This window comes from Microbacterium sp. LWH7-1.2, from assembly GCF_038397755.1.
In the GTDB taxonomy this organism is placed as follows: domain Bacteria; phylum Actinomycetota; class Actinomycetes; order Actinomycetales; family Microbacteriaceae; genus Microbacterium.
In genome coordinates this window covers 2,430,097-2,446,552 of record NZ_CP151637.1, presented here as the reverse complement: position 1 = coordinate 2,446,552, position 16,456 = coordinate 2,430,097, and the positions used below count along the sequence as shown (strand labels likewise).

Annotated in this window: 15 protein-coding genes and 1 tRNA gene; 9 read left to right on the top strand and 7 right to left on the bottom strand. The window is 70.2% G+C overall.

Translation table 11 applies throughout. The features are described 5' to 3' along the window. Positions 1 to 271: 271 nt before the first annotated feature. Positions 272 to 362, bottom strand: a tRNA-Ser gene (locus MRBLWH7_RS11400). Positions 363 to 480: 118 nt separating this feature from the next. Between MRBLWH7_RS11400 and MRBLWH7_RS11395 the strand changes: the two genes are divergently transcribed. After that, on the top strand, positions 481 to 783 hold the full coding sequence (locus MRBLWH7_RS11395) for a hypothetical protein (RefSeq protein WP_341994524.1): 303 nt from the start codon (positions 481 to 483) through the stop codon (positions 781 to 783). Between the two features lie 47 nt (positions 784 to 830). On the opposite strand, the gene MRBLWH7_RS11390 is transcribed toward MRBLWH7_RS11395, so the two are convergent. Beyond that, positions 831 to 1,688, bottom strand: a complete 858-nt coding sequence (locus MRBLWH7_RS11390; protein WP_341994521.1) for an aldo/keto reductase — start codon at positions 1,686 to 1,688, stop codon at positions 831 to 833. 123 nt (positions 1,689 to 1,811) lie between these two features. Between MRBLWH7_RS11390 and MRBLWH7_RS11385 the strand changes: the two genes are divergently transcribed. The 7 genes from MRBLWH7_RS11385 (at position 1,812) to MRBLWH7_RS11355 (ending at position 8,039) form a co-directional block, all read left to right on the top strand. Next, complete coding sequence (locus MRBLWH7_RS11385; protein WP_341994519.1) at positions 1,812 to 2,213, top strand: PPOX class F420-dependent oxidoreductase; 402 nt, start codon at positions 1,812 to 1,814, stop codon at positions 2,211 to 2,213. A gap of 10 nt (positions 2,214 to 2,223) precedes the next feature. After that, positions 2,224 to 2,679, top strand: coding sequence for a GyrI-like domain-containing protein (locus MRBLWH7_RS11380; protein WP_341994517.1), 456 nt, complete (start codon positions 2,224 to 2,226; stop codon positions 2,677 to 2,679). Between the two features lie 62 nt (positions 2,680 to 2,741). Next, complete coding sequence (locus MRBLWH7_RS11375; protein WP_341994515.1) at positions 2,742 to 4,256, top strand: aminotransferase class V-fold PLP-dependent enzyme; 1,515 nt, start codon at positions 2,742 to 2,744, stop codon at positions 4,254 to 4,256. A gap of 10 nt (positions 4,257 to 4,266) precedes the next feature. Continuing rightward, positions 4,267 to 4,707, top strand: coding sequence for a VOC family protein (locus MRBLWH7_RS11370; RefSeq protein WP_341994513.1), 441 nt, complete (start codon positions 4,267 to 4,269; stop codon positions 4,705 to 4,707). Positions 4,708 to 4,892: 185 nt separating this feature from the next. Then, positions 4,893 to 5,153 (top strand): hypothetical protein, encoded by a 261-nt coding sequence (locus MRBLWH7_RS11365; RefSeq protein ID WP_341994510.1) that lies wholly within the window; start codon positions 4,893 to 4,895, stop codon positions 5,151 to 5,153. Positions 5,154 to 5,294: 141 nt separating this feature from the next. Next, entirely contained in the window at positions 5,295 to 7,007 is a 1,713-nt protein-coding gene (locus MRBLWH7_RS11360; protein ID WP_341994508.1) for an IlvD/Edd family dehydratase, read from the top strand. A 24-nt stretch (positions 7,008 to 7,031) separates the two neighbouring features. Further along, entirely contained in the window at positions 7,032 to 8,039 is a 1,008-nt protein-coding gene (locus MRBLWH7_RS11355) for an alcohol dehydrogenase catalytic domain-containing protein (protein ID WP_341994506.1), read from the top strand. A gap of 60 nt (positions 8,040 to 8,099) precedes the next feature. On the opposite strand, the gene MRBLWH7_RS11350 is transcribed toward MRBLWH7_RS11355, so the two are convergent. The 3 genes from MRBLWH7_RS11350 to MRBLWH7_RS11340 all read right to left on the bottom strand — a co-directional run bounded on the left by MRBLWH7_RS11350 (position 8,100) and on the right by MRBLWH7_RS11340 (position 11,015). Then, the gene (locus tag MRBLWH7_RS11350) at positions 8,100 to 8,489 is read right to left on the bottom strand and encodes a DUF5684 domain-containing protein (RefSeq protein ID WP_341994504.1); all 390 of its coding nucleotides are present in this window, start codon (positions 8,487 to 8,489) and stop codon (positions 8,100 to 8,102) included. Positions 8,490 to 8,598: 109 nt separating this feature from the next. Beyond that, positions 8,599 to 10,008: an aldehyde dehydrogenase family protein gene (locus MRBLWH7_RS11345; protein WP_341994501.1), complete on the bottom strand. Its 1,410-nt coding sequence runs from the start codon at positions 10,006 to 10,008 to the stop codon at positions 8,599 to 8,601. 89 nt (positions 10,009 to 10,097) lie between these two features. After that, entirely contained in the window at positions 10,098 to 11,015 is a 918-nt protein-coding gene (locus MRBLWH7_RS11340) for a helix-turn-helix domain-containing protein (RefSeq protein ID WP_341994499.1), read from the bottom strand. 162 nt (positions 11,016 to 11,177) lie between these two features. On the opposite strand from MRBLWH7_RS11340, the gene MRBLWH7_RS11335 reads away from it, so the two are divergent. Continuing rightward, the gene (locus tag MRBLWH7_RS11335) at positions 11,178 to 12,701 is read left to right on the top strand and encodes an APC family permease (protein WP_341994497.1); all 1,524 of its coding nucleotides are present in this window, start codon (positions 11,178 to 11,180) and stop codon (positions 12,699 to 12,701) included. Positions 12,702 to 12,804: 103 nt separating this feature from the next. Here the strand turns inward: MRBLWH7_RS11335 and MRBLWH7_RS11330 are convergent, their stop codons facing one another. Both MRBLWH7_RS11330 and MRBLWH7_RS11325 read right to left on the bottom strand, forming a co-directional pair. Next, positions 12,805 to 14,139, bottom strand: coding sequence for a DUF222 domain-containing protein (locus tag MRBLWH7_RS11330; protein WP_341994495.1), 1,335 nt, complete (start codon positions 14,137 to 14,139; stop codon positions 12,805 to 12,807). 188 nt (positions 14,140 to 14,327) lie between these two features. Further along, positions 14,328 to 16,418 (bottom strand): primary-amine oxidase, encoded by a 2,091-nt coding sequence (locus MRBLWH7_RS11325; RefSeq protein WP_341994493.1) that lies wholly within the window; start codon positions 16,416 to 16,418, stop codon positions 14,328 to 14,330. Positions 16,419 to 16,456 lie beyond the last annotated feature (38 nt).

The window sequence follows — 16,456 nt, the reverse complement described above, 5'->3', positions numbered from 1 at the left end:
CCCGATAGTGCCGTCAGACACGCGGAAGCGCCTTGCGCCCTTTGCGGCGACACACCGTTGATCAGGCCTCCTGCCGAGGCGGCAACGCCGTCACGAGGAACCGCCGCGGCAACCACCTACCGTGGGACTGTTAGTGATCATTAACCGGCCGAAATCACTCTGGCATCAAACCGCAGGTCAAGGAGTTAACCGGCACGGCTTGAGTTCTTCCCGATTTCTTCCCACAACCCAGATCAGCCCCACAAGAAGCAGGGCTGATCTGGGATAAAAGTGGCGGTGACGGTGGGATTTGAACCCACGGTAGGGGGTTACCCTACACAACTTTTCGAGAGTTGCACCTTCGGCCGCTCGGACACGTCACCGCCGACAAGCTTACGACACGACGACGGATGCCGCGAATCGGCGCTGTGCGTGCCGGCGCGTGTTCGAGCAGAATGGCCTCGACGGCCGCGTGGTCGTCCGGGCGGAAGAGGGATGGGCGTGGCAGCGATAGACGGCACGTGGGCGCTCGAGGTCGCGACGTTGGCGGGTTCTCACCACTTCGACGTCACGCTGACCACGGTCGGCACCTCGCTCACCGGCACCGCGATCGGTCCCACCGGCCCGATCGCGATCCGCGGCGGCAGGGTCTCGGGCGACACCGCCGAGTTCACGCTCGACCTCGTTGCACCGCTGCCGATGTCGTTGGCCGTCACACTGCACGTCGTCGGCAACCGGCTGACGGGCACGGCTCAGGCCGGTCCCTTCCCGCCGTCGACCATCGTCGGCACCCGCACCGGCTGAGCCGGCTCAGACGGGCATCACGACCTCGCTGATCACCCGGGCATCCTCTACCCGAGCGGTCGCGGGCGCGCCAGCGGCATCGTGGCCGCCATCATCCAGCGGGGAAGGCGGAACATCGGACGGTCCTCGCCGAGCGCGTCGACTCCGGCCATCTCGGCAGGGCTGAGCTCGAAATCGAAGACGTCGATATTCGCGGCGATGTGGGCGGGGTTGGTCGACTTCGGAATCGCGACGAACCCGCGCTGCACGTGCCAGCGCAGGATCACCTGCACCGCCGATTTCCCGTGCGCGGCCGCCGCTCCCACGACCGCAGGCTCCGCCAGGAGCGTGGTCGAACCGTGACCGAGGGGGTACCACGCCTCCGCCACGATCGCGTGCTGGGCGAGATAGGGGAGCAGCTCCGGCTGCTGCCAGTGGGGGTGCAGCTCGACCTGGTCCACGGCGGGTGGGATCCGCGCCACCGAGAGCAGGCGTTCCAGGTCGGGCACGGTGAAGTTGCTCACTCCGATCGCCCGGACGACGCCCTGCTCGACGGCATCCTCCATCGCCCGCCACGCGCCCTTCACGTCGCCGACGGGCTGGTGCAGCAGGAGCAGATCGAGGGGTCCGCAGTCGAGCCGTTCCAGCGCGCCGCCGATCGCGGCACGCGCCTTGTCGTATCGGTAGTCGGAGGGCCACAGCTTCGTCGTGAGGAAGATGTCCTCGCGGGGGACTCCGGAGGAACGGATGCCGCGCCCCACCGCCCGCTCGTTGCGATAGATGGCCGCGGTGTCGATGAGCCGGTACCCCGAGCCGAGGGCGGACCTCACGCTCGACTCGCACAGGGCGACGTCGGTCACGAGGTAGACGCCCAGGCCGAGCTGCGGCATCCGTGTTCCGCTCGAAAGCGGGATGGTGGTCACCATGCCTGCCTCCTTCTCGGGGTGCTGGAGGCGCCTCTTCGGGTCTTTCAACGACTGTAGGTTCTGCGGGGTCCCGGCGGGAGTCCCGTCGCGTCACGACGCCGAGCCTCCCGGTAGTCTGAGTGTGTGCGGGAACTGTCGGAGGCGGGCGTCGAGTTCGTGCACGAGCGACACATCGGCACGCTTTCGACGCTGGCGTCGTGGGGCGGCATACACGCGGTCGCGGTCGGCTTCACACTGCACGACGGCGTGCTGCGGGTCATCACGTCGCGCGACTCGCAGAAGGTCCGCAACGTGCGGCGCGACGGCACCGCCACGATCAGCCAGGTCGACGGCGCTCGCTGGCTCTCCTTCCAGGGCACCGCGACGGTCCACGACGACCCTGACGAGGTGGCGCTCGCGGTAGCCCTCTACGCCGAGCGGTACCGCCAGCCGCGCGTGAACCCGCTCCGGGTCGCCATCCTTCTGACCCCGGCTCGCGCGATGGGCAGCGGCGGACTCTTCCGAGAGGACCGCGCCGCCTCCTAGAGTCGTGCCGATGGAGATCCTCGACGGCCCCCGAGTGGAGTCCCGTGCACAACGTCGGACGTTGGGCATCCGCCGGCGGACGCCGTTCCGGGGAATGCTCGCCGAGCGCGACCGGCTCCTCGCAGAATTCATCCGGTGGCTGGACGAACAGGGTTTCGAACCCGAAGGGCCGTTCTTCCTGCGTCTGCACACCGTCGACATGGCGGGTGAGATGTACCTCGAGGTCGGCGCACCGGCCTCGGCCCCGGGCGGAGCACGCGTGAGCGTCGGTGCGATCCCCGCGGGGGAGTACGCGGTGCCGGCGTACCGGAACCACTCGCTGCAGGCCAACCGTCTGCTGCAGACATGGGCCGCCGAGGAGGGCCTCGTGTTCGACGTCGCCGGCTCTCCCGCCGGCGACCGCTGGGCGGCGCGATTCGACAACTACCTCACGGATCCGCGTCTCGAGCCGCGGAAGACTCGGTGAGCCGTGGAGCTCGCCTTCCTCCTGCGCTGACGGCGTCCACCCCCACCGCTAGGGTCGTGCTCGTGGACGCATCCGACCTCGACCTGCGCGATCCGCGCGGATACGCGGCGGACGCCCCGCTGCTCGCCGCATGGCTGCAGTTCCAGCGCGACGTCGACGCCGGCGAGGTGGCGCCCTTCAGCATACCGGGGCACAAGCACCGACGCGACCTCTTCGGCGACGTCGTGCGCGGCGATGCGCCGCTGTTCGCCGGGCTCGACACGATGAAGCAGAGCCGCGGGCTGCTCGCCGCCGCCGAGACGCGGGCGGCCCAGGCGTGGGGCGTCGACTGGTGCCGGCTGTCGGTCGGCGGCTCCACCCATGCGAACCAGGCCGCGGTGCTCGCGCTCGGGCGGCCCGGCCAGCCGGTGATCGTCTCACGGACGCTGCACCGCTCGGTGCTGCTCGGCATCGTGTTCGCCGGGCTCCGGCCGGTGTGGGTCCGGCCCGAGATCGACGCCACGACGGGGCTGCCGGGCGCCGTGCGAGTGGACGACGTGCGGGCGGCGCTGGCGGCGAACCCCGACGCGTGCGGCGTGCTGATCGGCGACCCGTCGTACGTCGGCACAGTGTCCGACATCGCCGACATCGCCGACGCGGCGCACGACGCCGGAGTGCCGCTCGTCGTCGATGCGGCGTGGGCCGCCTACTTCGGGTTCTCGCCGCTCGTGCCCGACCACGCGCTCTCTCGCGGTGCCGACGCCCTTGTGACGAGCGCCCACAAGACCCTTCCCGCCTGGAGCCAGGGCGCGCTGCTGCTCGCGCGCACGACCCGTGACGGCGGACTGCTCGACCCGGCCCGGCTGCAGCGGGGGTTCGAGGCATCCCACACCACCAGTTCCGCCGGCGCGATCCTCGCGAGCACGGATGCCTCGCGTGCGATGCTGCGGCGCGACGGCGAGGAGCTCGTCGGCCGCATGGTCGGTCTGGTGGCGGAGGCCCGTCGGCGGCTCTCGGCGGTCGAGGGCGTCACGGTGCTCGAGGGGCGACCCGCCGACCATCCCGACGGCGCGCTCGCCGTCGACCCGGCGAAGCTCGTCGTGCTGATCCAAGGAACCGGTGGGCACGGCCACGCGATCGAGGACGACCTGCTCGCCGAGGGCATCACGCTCGAGATGGCCGACCGTGACGTGCTCGTGCCGCTGATCACCGTGGCCGACGACGAGCGTTCCCTCACCGGGCTGGTCGAGGCGCTGACGGCCGCGATCGACCGGCGCCGCGGCATCCCTCGTCCTGTCAGGCCCTCGGCGGCGTGGTCGGTGGAGTCGCGACCCGCTCTCACCCCGCGCGAGGCCTTCTTCGCGACGCACGAGACGGTGGACGCGGATGCTGCGATCGGACGCGTGTGCGCGGAGCTCATCGCCCCGTATCCGCCGGGGGTGCCGGTGCTCGCGCCGGGGGAGATCGTCACCGCGGGCGCGCTCGACGCGCTGCGAGAGGCACGGGCCGACGGCGGCCGCATCGCGTACGCCGCCGATCCGACGCTGGACACCATCCAGGTCGTCGCGGGGGTACCGCTGCCGCCGCCGGGCGCCTAAGGTCGCGAGGGTGGGTGTCCGCAGCTTCGAGCACGTCGGCGTCATCGTCCAGGATCTGAAGGCGGTGGCGGACTTCTTCGAGATGCTGGGGTTCCGCTGCGGGGAGAAGGCGCGCGTCGGCGGCACGTGGGCCGATCGCGTCAACGGGCTCACCGGCACCGACGTCGAGATGGTCTTCCTCACCGCGCCCGACGGCTCGGGAGCGATCGAGCTCTCGCAGTTCCTGCGACCGGAGAGCCCGGCACCCGTCGGTGATCTCCCGTCGAACACCCTGGGCCTGCGCCATCTCGCCTACCGCGTCGATGACGTCGAGGCGCTGCTCGGGAAGGTCCGCGCTGCGGGGTACGACACGATGGCCGAGCTCGTGAACTACGAGGACCAGTGGCTCGTCTGCTACGTGCGCGGCCCGGAGGGACTCATCATCGAACTCGGGCAACGGCTCGACGACTGAGCCCGCGATCCCGCCGAAGGGCGGCGGCTCGTGCCGGCAGATCAGGCCTCTGACGCCCGGGAGCCCGCGGCGGCGACCGTCGAGTCGCGCGGCAGCAGCTCGAGCAGGAGGTACACGCGCTGCACCGGGCGGCGCACGCCCTCGCTGAGGCGCGACCATCGTCTCGACCGCCGCTCACCGTGAAGGTGACGGATGCCTCGCCCGGCAAGCCCGTCCTGTCGACCGACGTCAAGAACGGAGCGGGCACGTACATCGTCACCGCCGACCTGTGGTGGGGCACCAACGCGACCTCGTACCGGTTCCTCGAGAACGGCGTCGAGGCCGGCGCGGGTGACCTGAAGGCGGCGACGCCAGGCGCGCAGCGCGCGACCCTGCCGGTGTCGGGCAAAGCGAGGGCACGTACACCTACACGGTGGAGTTCACGAACCCCGCCGGCACCACGGTGAGCGCCCCGCTCAAGGTGACCGTGACCAAGTAAGACCGACCCGAGCACCTCGGGCGGCGACCTTCGGGTCTCCGCCCGAGGTGTTTTCGGGCAGGATGGCGGAAAGCGCCCGGCATCTGCGGGGCGGGGATGAGGGTCGACGGTGACGCTGCGCAGCTCCCACTGGTATTCGGGTGATGACCGCAACGCGTACATCCATCGGGCGTGGATGCGGCGGGGTGTCCCGGACTCGGCGTTCACGGGGCGTCCGCAGATCGCGATCGCCAACACCGCGTCGGACCTGACCCCGTGCAACGCCCACCTCACCGAGGTCGCGCAGTCGGTGAAGAACGGCATCTACGAGGCGGGCGGCATCCCGCTGGAGCTGCCCGTGGTGTCGCTGGGGGAGACCAACGTGCGCCCGACGGCGATGCTGTGGCGCAACATGGCGGCGATGGCGACGGAGGAGATGCTGCGCGCGAACCCCATTGACGGGGTCGTGCTGCTCGGCGGCTGCGACAAGACGATCCCGTCGCTGCTGATGGCCGCAGCATCCGTCGATCTTCCCGCCGTGGTGGTGCCCGGCGGCCCGATGCTGACCGGACACTTCCGCAATGAGGCGCTCGGCTGCGGGACGGATGTCTGGCGGCTCTCGGAGGAGGTGCGCGCCGGAACGCTGAGCGAGGCGATGTTCCTGAAGAGCGAGTCGTCCATGATCCGCTCGAAGGGCCATTGCAACACGATGGGCACCGCCTCGACGATGGCGCTCGTCGCCGAGGCGCTCGGCATGGTCGTGCCGGGGGTCGCGGGCACACCCGCGCCGGATGCACGCCTGCTGGAGGCCGCACACCTGACCGGCGCACTCGCAGTGGCGCTGGTGGCGGAGGATCGCCGCCCGTCCACGTTCCTGACGAAGGCGAACTTCCACAACGCGATCGTCGCCCTGGCTGCGATCGGAGGGTCGACCAACGCGGTCGTGCACCTGCTGGCGATCGCCGGGCGCCTCGGGATCGACCTCACGATCGACGATTTCGACCGGATCGGCGCCGAGGTTCCGCTGCTGGTCAACCTGCAGCCCGCCGGGCAGTACCTGATGGACGATCTGTTCCGGGCGGGCGGATTCCTCGCGGTGATGCGAGAGGTGCGCGATCAGCTCGACCCGTCTGCGCTCACGATCACCGGCCGCCCGTTCGTGGAATACCTCGAGGATTCCCGCATCTGGGACGCCGACGTGATCACCCCGCGTGACACCCCGCTGCAGCCGCACGCCGGTATCTCGGTACTGCGGGGCTCGCTCGCGCCGGGCGGCGCGCTCATCAAGCCCGCGGCCGCGTCGCCGCACCTGCTGGCGCATCGCGGCCGTGCGGTGGTGTTCGACTCGATCGAGGACTTTCACGCAGGCGTCGACGATCCGGATCTCGACATCGACGAGAACTCCGTGACGGTGCTGCGCGGCTGCGGGCCGAAGGGCTACCCGGGCATGCCCGAGGTGTCCAACATGCCCATTCCGAAGAAGCTCCTGGAACGCGGCATCCGTGACATCGTTCGCATCTGCGACGGCCGCATGTCGGGCACCGCCTACGGCACCGTGGTGCTGCACGTGACCCCCGAGGCCGCCGCGGGCGGTCCTCTCGGCCTCGTGCAGACGGGCGACTGGATCAGCCTCGACGTGCGCGATCGCCGCCTCGACCTCGACGTCCCGGCGGAGGAACTGGCGCGACGGGTGCCGGACCCGGCCACCGTCAAGGCGTTCGCGAACCCGCGACGGGGATGGGAGCGTCTCTACATCGACCATGTGCTGCAAGCCGACCGCGGCGCCGACCTGGACTTCCTCGTCGGGGCGTCGGGTTCCGAGGTGACGCGTGAGTCCCACTGAGGCGTGGCGCGGACGGGGCCGGCGATGAGGGCGCTCGTGATCACGGCGCCGCACCGCACCGAGCTCCAGGAGGTGTCGGATCCCGAGCCGGCGGCCGGCGAGGTCGTCGTCGACGTGCGCCGCGCGGGCATCTGCGGCACCGATGTCGAGTTCTTCACCGGCGAGATGGCGTACCTGCACGCCGGCCACGCCGCTTACCCGATGCGCATCGGGCACGAGTGGATGGGCACCGTCTCGGGCGTCGGCGCGGGCGTCGACCCGGAGTGGATCGGGCGGCGGGTGACCGGCGACACCATGCTCGGGTGCGGCGCCTGCCGCCGCTGCGAGCATGGCCGGCAGCATGTCTGCGAGAACCGGCTCGAACTCGGCATCCGCGGCGGGAAGGCCGGCGCACTCGCCGAGAAGGTCGCCACCCCGGTCTCATCGCTGCACCGGCTGCCCGACGGCGTCGACGACGCGATGGGCGCCCTGGTCGAACCCGGAGGCAACGCGTTCCGGGCGGTCGCGGGCGCGGCTCTCCGCCCGGGCGATCGCTGCCTCGTGCTCGGTCCCGGCACGATCGGGCTCTTGAGCGCGATGTTCGCGCGCGCCGCCGGTGCCGAGGTGCACCTGCTCGCGCGCGACGACCGCGCGCTGGAGTTCGCCGGGTCGCTCGGCTTCGACCACATCTGGACCCAGGAGCGCATGCCTCCGCTGCCGTGGGACGCCGTGATCGAGGCATCCAACGCCCCGCAGCTTCCCGCGAAGGCGCTCGAGCTGGTCGAGCCCGGTGGTCGGCTCGTCTACATCGGCCTGGCGGGAACGCCGAGCCTCATCGACACTCGGGACCTGGCGCTGAAGGACGTCACGGCCGTCGGTGTGCTCAGCGCCTCACCCGGCCTCGCGGGCACCATCGACGCCTACGCCGCCGGCGTCGTCGATCCCCGCCCGCTGGTCGCCGCGACGGTCACCCTCGAGGAGCTGCCCGCGATCCTCGCCGGCGAGCGGCCGGAGGGTGCGGGGCCAGGCCCGAAATTCCATGTCGTGCTCTGACCGCAGACGGGAACGCCCCCGGTCGCAGCCGGGGGCGTTCGCTCTGTCACCGGAGCGGGCTCAGGCGGGCTTGGTGTAGGTGTCGTTGCTGAAGCCGGTGATGAAGTACCCGATCGGGTTGAGCAGGAACAGCAGGAAGAACGAGAACGCGCCGCCGTGGCCGAACGCGCGGCCGTTGCGGAAGGCGACGATGATCGCGAGCACGAGGTTGGCGATCGGCACGAACCAGAGCAGTCCGAGCCAGGCCGAGTACCCCGCGACCTTGACGAGCACGAACAGGTTCACGATCGGGATGATCGCGAGCCATCCCGGATAACCGGCTTTCGTGAACGTCTTCCAGTAGGCGGCGATCGAGGCGATCCAGTAGATGAGGCCGACGACCACGTAGCCGAAGACGGCACCGGCGGAGACGCCCTGGTTGATGGGTTCGATGTCAGAGAGCAAGATCATGCGCTGAGCGTATGGGGTTCACGCGGCGCGACCCGGTACCGCCACATCACCCGGCGATCCGCCGACACTCGTGGACACGCGCAGGTGGCCGTGTCCACGTGAGCCCGGGTCATCGGCTGATGACCTTCGGCGCGGCGACGGCCTTGAGACCGGCGACGCCGAACTCCTGGCCGTAGCCGGACGCCTTGGTGCCGCCGAACGGCACCATCGGGTTCAGGCCGCCGTGTCCGTTGATCCAGACCGTGCCCGCCTGCAGGCGCTTGGCGACCTCGACGGCGGCGTCGACATCCGCCGACCACACCGAGGCGCCAAGGCCTTGCTCCGAGGCGTTCGCGCGGCGCACGGCGTCGTCGACGTCCGAGTAACGGATCACCGGGATGACGGGGCCGAACTGCTCCTCGTCGACCAGTCGCGCGCCGTCTTCGATGTCGGCGACGACGGTGGTGCGGTAGAACAGCGGGCCGAGTTCGGGTGCGGCTTCGCCGCCGACGACGACCCGGGCGCCGCGCTCACGGGCGTCGTCGACGAGGTCGCGCACGATGTCGAACTGCTTCTCGTTCTGGAGCGGGCCGAGCATGTTGCCTTCGTCGAGTCCACGGCCCATCGGGATCACCTCGGCCATGCCGGCGAGGGTGTCGATGACCTCCTCGTACACGGAGTCGTGCACGTAGAGGCGCTTGAGTGCGGCGCAGGTCTGGCCGGTGTTGATGAAGCAGCCCCAGAACAGGTCCTCGGCGATCGCGGCCGGGTCGGTGCCGGGCAGCACGATGCCGGCGTCGTTGCCGCCGAGCTCGAGGGTGAGCCGTGCGAGGTTGCCGGCCGACGACTCGACGATGCGGCGGCCGGTGGCCGTCGACCCGGTGAACATGATCTTGTCGATGCCGGGGTGCCCGGCGATCGCCGCGCCGACCTCGCGGTCGCCCGGGACGACGGTGAGCACGCCCTCGGGCAGGTGCCGGTTGAAGACCTCGGCGAGGGCGAGCACCGACAGGGGCGTGAACTCGCTGGGCTTGACCACGACGGTGTTGCCCATGCGCAGCGACGGCGCGATCTGCCACACCGAGATCATCATCGGCCAGTTCCACGGGCCGATCGCGCCGACGACGCCGAGTGCGTCGTAGTGCACCTCGGCGCGCGAGTCGCCCGCCTCGAAGACCACCTCGGGCTCGAGCGGGGTGTCGGCGGCGGTGCGGGTCCACACCGCGCACGCTCCCACCTCGAACCGGGCGTTGGGGCCGTCGAGCGGTTTGCCCTGCTCGCGGGACAGCAGCTGGGCGAGTTCCTCGGCGCTCGCCTCGATGTCGTCGGCGATCGCGTTCAGGATGCGCGAACGCTCGGCGTGGCCGAGCGCGTTCCACGCCGGCTGGGCCTGGCGCGCGGCGGCGACGGCGGCGTCGAGGTCGGCCACGGTGTGGACGGGCGCGTAGCCGATCGTCTCGCGGGTGGCAGCATCCGGAATCGCCCGCCCCTCCGTCTCGGAAACGGTGATGGCGTCCAGAAGCGACGTCGCGACGGTCATGGGATCCTCCTCGATCGGGTCTGACTCGATTGTCGGAGGATGCTGCGGGCCGCAGTTGACCGCCCGCGCAGGCTGCTTGACCGCGCGCGCTACGCCGGACGCACCCCGCTCGGCGGCACCCCGAAGTGCGCGCGGAACGTGCGGCTGAAGTGGGCGGCATCCACGAACCCGTTCGCCAGCGCGACGTCGGTGATGGAGCGGTGCGCCTGCTGCGGGTCGACCAGTGCGTCGTAGCAGCGCTCGAGGCGGCGGGTGCGGATGACGGTCGAGACCGTGGTGCCCTGCTCGTTGAACAGCGCATGCAGGTGACGTACAGAGATGAAATGCGCGGCGGCGATCTGGCCGGGAGAGAGCTCGCTGTCGGACAGGTGCTCATCGATGTGGTCGAGCACGCGGCGCATGAGCGCGCCGTGGGCGTCGGTGCTGGTCGCCTCGCGGCCGAGATTGGCCTCGAGGAGAGTTCCCACCATGTCGACGGCCGTACGGAACATGCGGCGCGCCAGATGCGCGTCGAGCTCGCCGGCCCCGCGCGCGAGCGAGGCGACGTACGGAGCGATCATCGCGCCCACGCCGCCGGCGCCGTCGAGGCGGGTCGCGGTGACGTGGCCGATGGTCTCGGCGGGGATGTCGAGCAGGACCTTCGGGAACATCACGACCGACATCCGCATCGTCTCGTCGAACAGGAGCGAGTACGGGCGGTCGGTGTCGTAGATCGCCATGTCGCCGGCGCGCAGCGAGATCTCGCGGCCGTCTTGAACGATGAGGCCGGTCCCCCGCTCGATGAGCGAGAACTTGAAGTACTGCTGGGGTGCGCGGGAGATGAGCCCCGGGGTGCGGTGGACGCTGTGGCCGTCGGCAGCGATGCCGAAGACGTGGATGTCGCCCGAGACGGCCGCGTCGAGGGCGCCGCGGAAGCTCTCGTCTTGGTCGGCGTGCACGTCGAGCGCGACGACCGCCTGCGAGACGGCGTGGCGGTACGCCGTGAACGACAGGGGTTCTTCAGACATGGGCTCACCTCACTGTGGCCGAATCGTATACGATTCGCGAGTTTACCACGCGAGCGGCCGATGTGCCCCCACAGGCAAGGACTCTGCCCGCGGCGTCAACCCCCGATGCGCGGGGATCGGGACGATGATCCCCACCCGACCTGAGCATCGAAGGAGCTGCACATGGCCACCTCCGGCCCCACGACCTCGACGACCCGCACGGCAGCGCATCGCCGCCTCGGGGTCCTCGCGGTCGCTTTCATGATCATCGCCGCCTCGGCGCCGCTGACCGTCGTCGCCGGCGGCGTGACCAGCGCCTACTCGGTCACGCATGTCGACGGCATCCCGTTCGGCTATATCGTCCTGGCCGCGGCGCTCGCGATCTTCGCGATCGGCTACGCCGCGATGAGCCGCTTCATCACGAACGCCGGCGCGTTCTATTCGTACGTCTCACAGGGAATCGGCCGCCCGACCGGCGTGGGCGCTTCGGTGCTCGCGCTCATCGCGTACAACGCGATGCAGATCGGCATCTGGGGCATGTTCGGCTTCCAGATCTCGTCGTTCATCGAGTCGAAGACCGGCTGGGCCAGCCCGTGGTGGGTCTGGGTGATCCTGGGGATCGTCGTGGTCGGCATCCTCGGTGTGAACCGCGTGGATCTCTCGGCGAAGGTGCTGGGCGTGCTCGTCGCCCTCGAGTTCCTCGCGGTCATCGTCTTCGACGTCGTGGCGTTCGCGAACCCCGCCGAGGACTTCACCCTGGCGCCGATGACCCCGTCCGCGCTCTTCGTGCCGGGTGTCGGCGCCGTCCTCGCCTTCGGCATCGCGGCGTTCATGGGCTTCGAATCCGCCGCGATCTACGGCGAGGAGTCGAAGGACCCGAAGCGCACCATCCCGCGCGCGACCTTCCTTGCGGTGGCCGTCATCGGCGTGTTCTATGCGATCTCGTCGTGGGCGCTCGCGCTCGCCGTCGGCCCCGCGAAGATCACCGACCCCACCGGGATCACTCCGGAGGAGGCGGGTCCGCCGCTGTTCTTCAACTTCGCCGCCGAGCACCTCGGCATGCTGTGGGTCGACCTCATGTCGATCCTCTTCATCACGAGCCTGTTCGCCGCGCTGGTGAGCTTCCACAACGCCGTGTCGCGCTACGCGTTCTCGCTCGGCCGTGAGGGCGTGCTCCCGCGTCAACTGGGCACGGTCCGCACCTCGAGCGGTGCGCCCTGGGCGGGCTCGCTCGCGCAGTCGGTGCTCGCGCTCGTCGTGATCATCGGCTTCGCGGTCGCCGAGAGCGGCTGGAACCCCGCGAGCGGCCCCTACCCGGTGCTCACGCTCTTCACCTGGCTCACGAACCTCGGCGCCTTCGGCCTCGTGCTGCTCATGGTGCTGGTGTCGGCCGCCGTGATCGGGTTCTTCCGACGGGACGGGCGCGACGTCGGTGCGGGAACCCGGTTGGTGGCGCCCATCGTCGCGCTCGTCGCGCTCGGGATCGTCTGGATCCTCATTCTCGTGAACTGGGACGTGCTGCTCGGCCAACCGCAGTCGACGCCGACGACGTTCATCCTGCCCGCGATCCTGCTGGTGCCGTCGGTCGCGGCGGTGCTGTGGGCGTACTGGCTCCGCAAGGCCAAGCCCGACGTCTACCGCCGGATCGGTCACGGCGCGGAGGAGGCGGATGCACCGCATCTCGGCAGCGAGGCGGTGGGCGTGTGACCCGCTGACGCCGAGAAGGGCGATGGGTGGTGCAGCATCCGTCGCCCCTCATGTTCGGGGCGCCACGGTGTGCTCGAATCGCGGCGAGGTCGTTCGCGGTCGGTCAGAACGGTGCCTCTGCGCCCAGTCCATCGCCGATATCAGAACGTGCCGGGGGCCGAACGGTGAATGTCGGGACCTTGCGCTCGGGCTGCACGATGTACCGGCGCCCCGTCGGAGACGTCCACGCCACGGCTCCGCCCGAGCCTTCGATCTGCCGGACCTGCCAGTCGGTGTTGTCTTTGACGAGGTGGTGGCCTTTGCAGAACGGCAGGGTGTTGTCGAGGCATGTCTCGCCGCCGTCGGCCCATCGAATCTGATGGTCGATCTCACAGCGAGAGGCCGGCATCGAGCAGCCGGGACCCATGCATCGGTCGGCCCGCCATCTGACGAGTCTCTTCAATGGGGCCGGCGGCGGATAGCTGTCGCGGCCGACGGAGAGCACGATGCCGGTCTCGGGGTGGGTCAGCACCCGCATCCACCGCGCGTCGCCGCCGCACAACTCGCGGGCCTTCGACAGCGGGATCGGGCCCATGCCCTCGACCACGGGCGGGTCGCCGGCATCGGCGTACTCGTCGTCGAGTAGCGCGAGCACCGGTACGGTGACGACGACCTGCGCCCGGATGCCGGACGCCGCCTCGGGGAGGTGATCGGTGGTGCCATCGATGAGGAGGTCGGTCGCGACGTCGGCGCGTAGCTGATCGAGGGTGCGGGTCTTACCGTCCACACGTGCGATCGCCTTCGCCATCTGCGTCAGCCGACCGTGGATGGCGTGGATCTCCACTTCGGCGCCGAAGATCCACAGTCCGGCCATGCCGTCCTGCCCCCGCTCGACGGCGATGCGTCGCTGCGTGAGCGCACGCTGGTGCCGCTCTTCCAGGGTCGTCGCCTGGGCGGTGTCGATCAGCGTCCGCAGTGCCCGCCGGAAGGTGCCCACCGGCTCCGACGCCGCCAGCGGCACCGCACGTTGCAGCAACATCTCGCGTAGCTCCGGCGGCGCCTCATCAAGAAGATCCGCGATGATCTCGGCGTGCTTCTCGGTCATGCGACCCCACCCCAGCGCCTCCAGCGCAGCCGGGTAGCGCCGCACCAGCGCCTCGGCCTGCGCGATCAGACGCCCCGCGGCGTACTCGGTGACACGCATCGCCGCCGCCAGCTCGAGGCGGATCGACCGCTCCACGATGTCCCGCACCCCGTCGCCTCGGCCGTCGGCCTCGCGAAGCAGGTCCCGCCGCATCGCGTCGACGCGCAGCAATCGCTGCGCCGCGAACACCGACATCATCGTCGCGGTCTCGACGACCAGGTCCACCGCATTTGGCACGGGCGGCACGAACTCTTCCTCCGCCCCGAACGACCACCTGCCATCCTCGCTCTCGGGAGGAGGAGGCGTCTCGGGCATGAGTCCATAGTAGAACAAATATTCGAAAGTCTCAATGCCTGAAGGCGAAGTTTCATCACGTTCTCGCGCAGCAAACCCACGCTCAGGTCAAGCCCCGAACGACGCACGGTGACGCCGGGCGCTGTCACCAGAGCGGACGGGTGACGGCTGCCGCAGCATCCGTCACCCGTCTTCTCGCCCCCGCGCTCTCAGTGTCCGCAGGCGCACTCCGCACCCATGCCGCAGCCGGCGTCCGCGGTTGCGCCCGCCACCCGAGGACCGGTCGCGCCCGGGGCGCCCGCGGCGCCCGTAACCCTGTGGCCGACAGCGTGCGCCTGCGAGGACTCGGGGATGTTCATCGCGGGGTTCACATCGAGGAAGCCGTAGGGCTTGAGCCAGAACCCGGCGTAGTCGACGGGCATGATGGGCCAGTCCTCGGGGCGCGGGATGTGGGTGAGGCCGAAGGTGTGCCACAGCACGAGGTCCTCGCCGTCGATCGAGCGGTCGTCCGACGTGTAGGCCGGCAGCCCGGCGCCCCCCTGGTGCGCGTTCGGATAGCGGCCGGCGGGCCAGCGCTCGTCGTGGTCGTACGCGGTGCCCCACAAGTGCTTCGTCGCGAAGGCGGCGCGCGCCGCGACCGACGATGCCGGGTCGGCCATGAGCAGCGCGGTCGGCTGGGGAAGGAGGTGGTACGCCGTGGGCTTGCCGAGGTAGTTGGTCTTCGAGGCGCTGCGCACTTCCCACACGCGCGCGACCGACGTGTCGGCGACGCGCTGGGCCTCGGCCTCGGTGCGCAGCGGCGTCTCGGTCCAGGTGAACGCATTGCCGAAGGGGTTCGCGTCGCCCATCGGGATGCGGGCGGCGTCGATCTCGACGAGCTCGTTGTCTTCCCCGTCGATCGCGACGTCGAGGCGCGCCGAGAACAGATGCTGGTGCACCGGCGCGAACACACCCGGAGCGATCTCGGGCGCGTGCTTGCTCGTCGAGCCGGGCACACCACCGCCGACGAACACGATGCCGGTGGCCTTCGCCTCGAGCTGGATCGAGCCGTCGAGGGAGAAGTACCAGTAGAAGCCGTAGTCGTAGTTGCCGATCGTCGAGAAGTACGAGACGACCAGGCGCCGCGAGCGGCGGACGTGCGAGCCGACCGGTCCCTGCTCTGTGTGCTTCCAGAGGATCCCGTAGTCCTCCTCGTGCATGCACACGACGTTCGGGATCTTCACGGGGTGCCCATGGTCGTCGGCGATATGGCCGTCGAAGTACCGGATCACGCCGAGGCAGTCGCAGCCGAGCTCGAGGTGGTTCGCGTTCTTGCCCAGCAGATACTCGCCGGCGTCGAAGTAGCTGATCCAGAAGCGCGTGTTCGAGGTGTCGCCGTAGGGCACGACCATCTCGGGCACGCTCGCGCGGGTCAGCACCGGGCGGTCGTCGAAGCGCACGTCGTGCAGCACGAGTCCTTCGCGCGCGTTGAAGTCGACGCGCATCGACCAGTTCTCCCACTGCACGAGCGATCCGCTGACGGAGAAGCTCGGCCCCTCGGGCTGCGTGATCTCGATGGGCTTCAGCGTCTCGCGGGCCGGGCCGACGGCAGCCGGCGTGTACTTCCCGCTCCCCGCCGGGACCGGCACGTCGCCCTCGTCCTCGATGCCGATGACCGCGTTCGACACGAGGTCGACGTGCACGATGAGGCCCTCGACCGGGTGCGCCCACGGGATGTCGTCCTCGCTGTCGCGCAGGAACGTGAGCGAACGGATGACGCGGCGCCCTACTTCGTTCTCACGCCCGACGAAGCCAGGGGCCAGGGGCGAGCAGAAGGCGAGGTCGATGCGGTCCTCCAGGCCGCGGCGCTTCATGGCGGCGCGCCACTCGGGCGAGGCCTTCACGATCTCCGCCGCACGGTCGTACTCCTCGAACAGGTACTGCGGCTGGCCGTAGGGCGCCGCGGTCGGATCGAGCTCGCGCGTCGCGACGACGACGCCGCGCGTGACGGACACGATGGCTTCCGTCACGGCGCCGGTGCCGGCATCCATGAGCGTCACGTCCATACGACGATCGAACGGCTGACCTGGCGACCAGGCGGCGAGCTCGTCCTTGGTGGGCTCGTCGGGCAGCAGCATCGGCACGCGCACCGTGTCGCCCAGCAGGCCCGCCGACACGAGGATCTCGCGCGCCGCTTCGATCTCGCCCGCGGTGAGCGGGTCGAGCGGATGCCGCGGCTCGGCCTCCGTCACGGCGATCACCGGAATGAGGTCCGGGTTGTCGTGGGGCTGAGTTGGCGCGTCGGGCGTGTGCGCAGGCATGGGGCCTCCTTCGATCCGCCCCCACTCTCCCCTTCACA

Excerpts from the sequence above, each read along its gene's own strand:
- MRBLWH7_RS11390 (WP_341994521.1), bottom strand. The coding sequence starts at position 1,688 with ATGGTGACCACCATCCCGCTTTCGAGCGGAACACGGATGCCGCAGCTC.
- MRBLWH7_RS11380 (WP_341994517.1), top strand. The coding sequence starts at position 2,224 with ATGGAGATCCTCGACGGCCCCCGAGTGGAGTCCCGTGCACAACGTCGG.
- MRBLWH7_RS11355 (WP_341994506.1), top strand. The coding sequence starts at position 7,032 with ATGAGGGCGCTCGTGATCACGGCGCCGCACCGCACCGAGCTCCAGGAG.
- MRBLWH7_RS11350 (WP_341994504.1), bottom strand. The coding sequence starts at position 8,489 with ATGATCTTGCTCTCTGACATCGAACCCATCAACCAGGGCGTCTCCGCC.
- MRBLWH7_RS11345 (WP_341994501.1), bottom strand. The coding sequence starts at position 10,008 with ATGACCGTCGCGACGTCGCTTCTGGACGCCATCACCGTTTCCGAGACG.
- MRBLWH7_RS11340 (WP_341994499.1), bottom strand. The coding sequence starts at position 11,015 with ATGTCTGAAGAACCCCTGTCGTTCACGGCGTACCGCCACGCCGTCTCG.
- MRBLWH7_RS11335 (WP_341994497.1), top strand. The coding sequence starts at position 11,178 with ATGGCCACCTCCGGCCCCACGACCTCGACGACCCGCACGGCAGCGCAT.
- MRBLWH7_RS11330 (WP_341994495.1), bottom strand. The coding sequence starts at position 14,139 with ATGCCCGAGACGCCTCCTCCTCCCGAGAGCGAGGATGGCAGGTGGTCG.
- MRBLWH7_RS11325 (WP_341994493.1), bottom strand. The coding sequence starts at position 16,418 with ATGCCTGCGCACACGCCCGACGCGCCAACTCAGCCCCACGACAACCCG.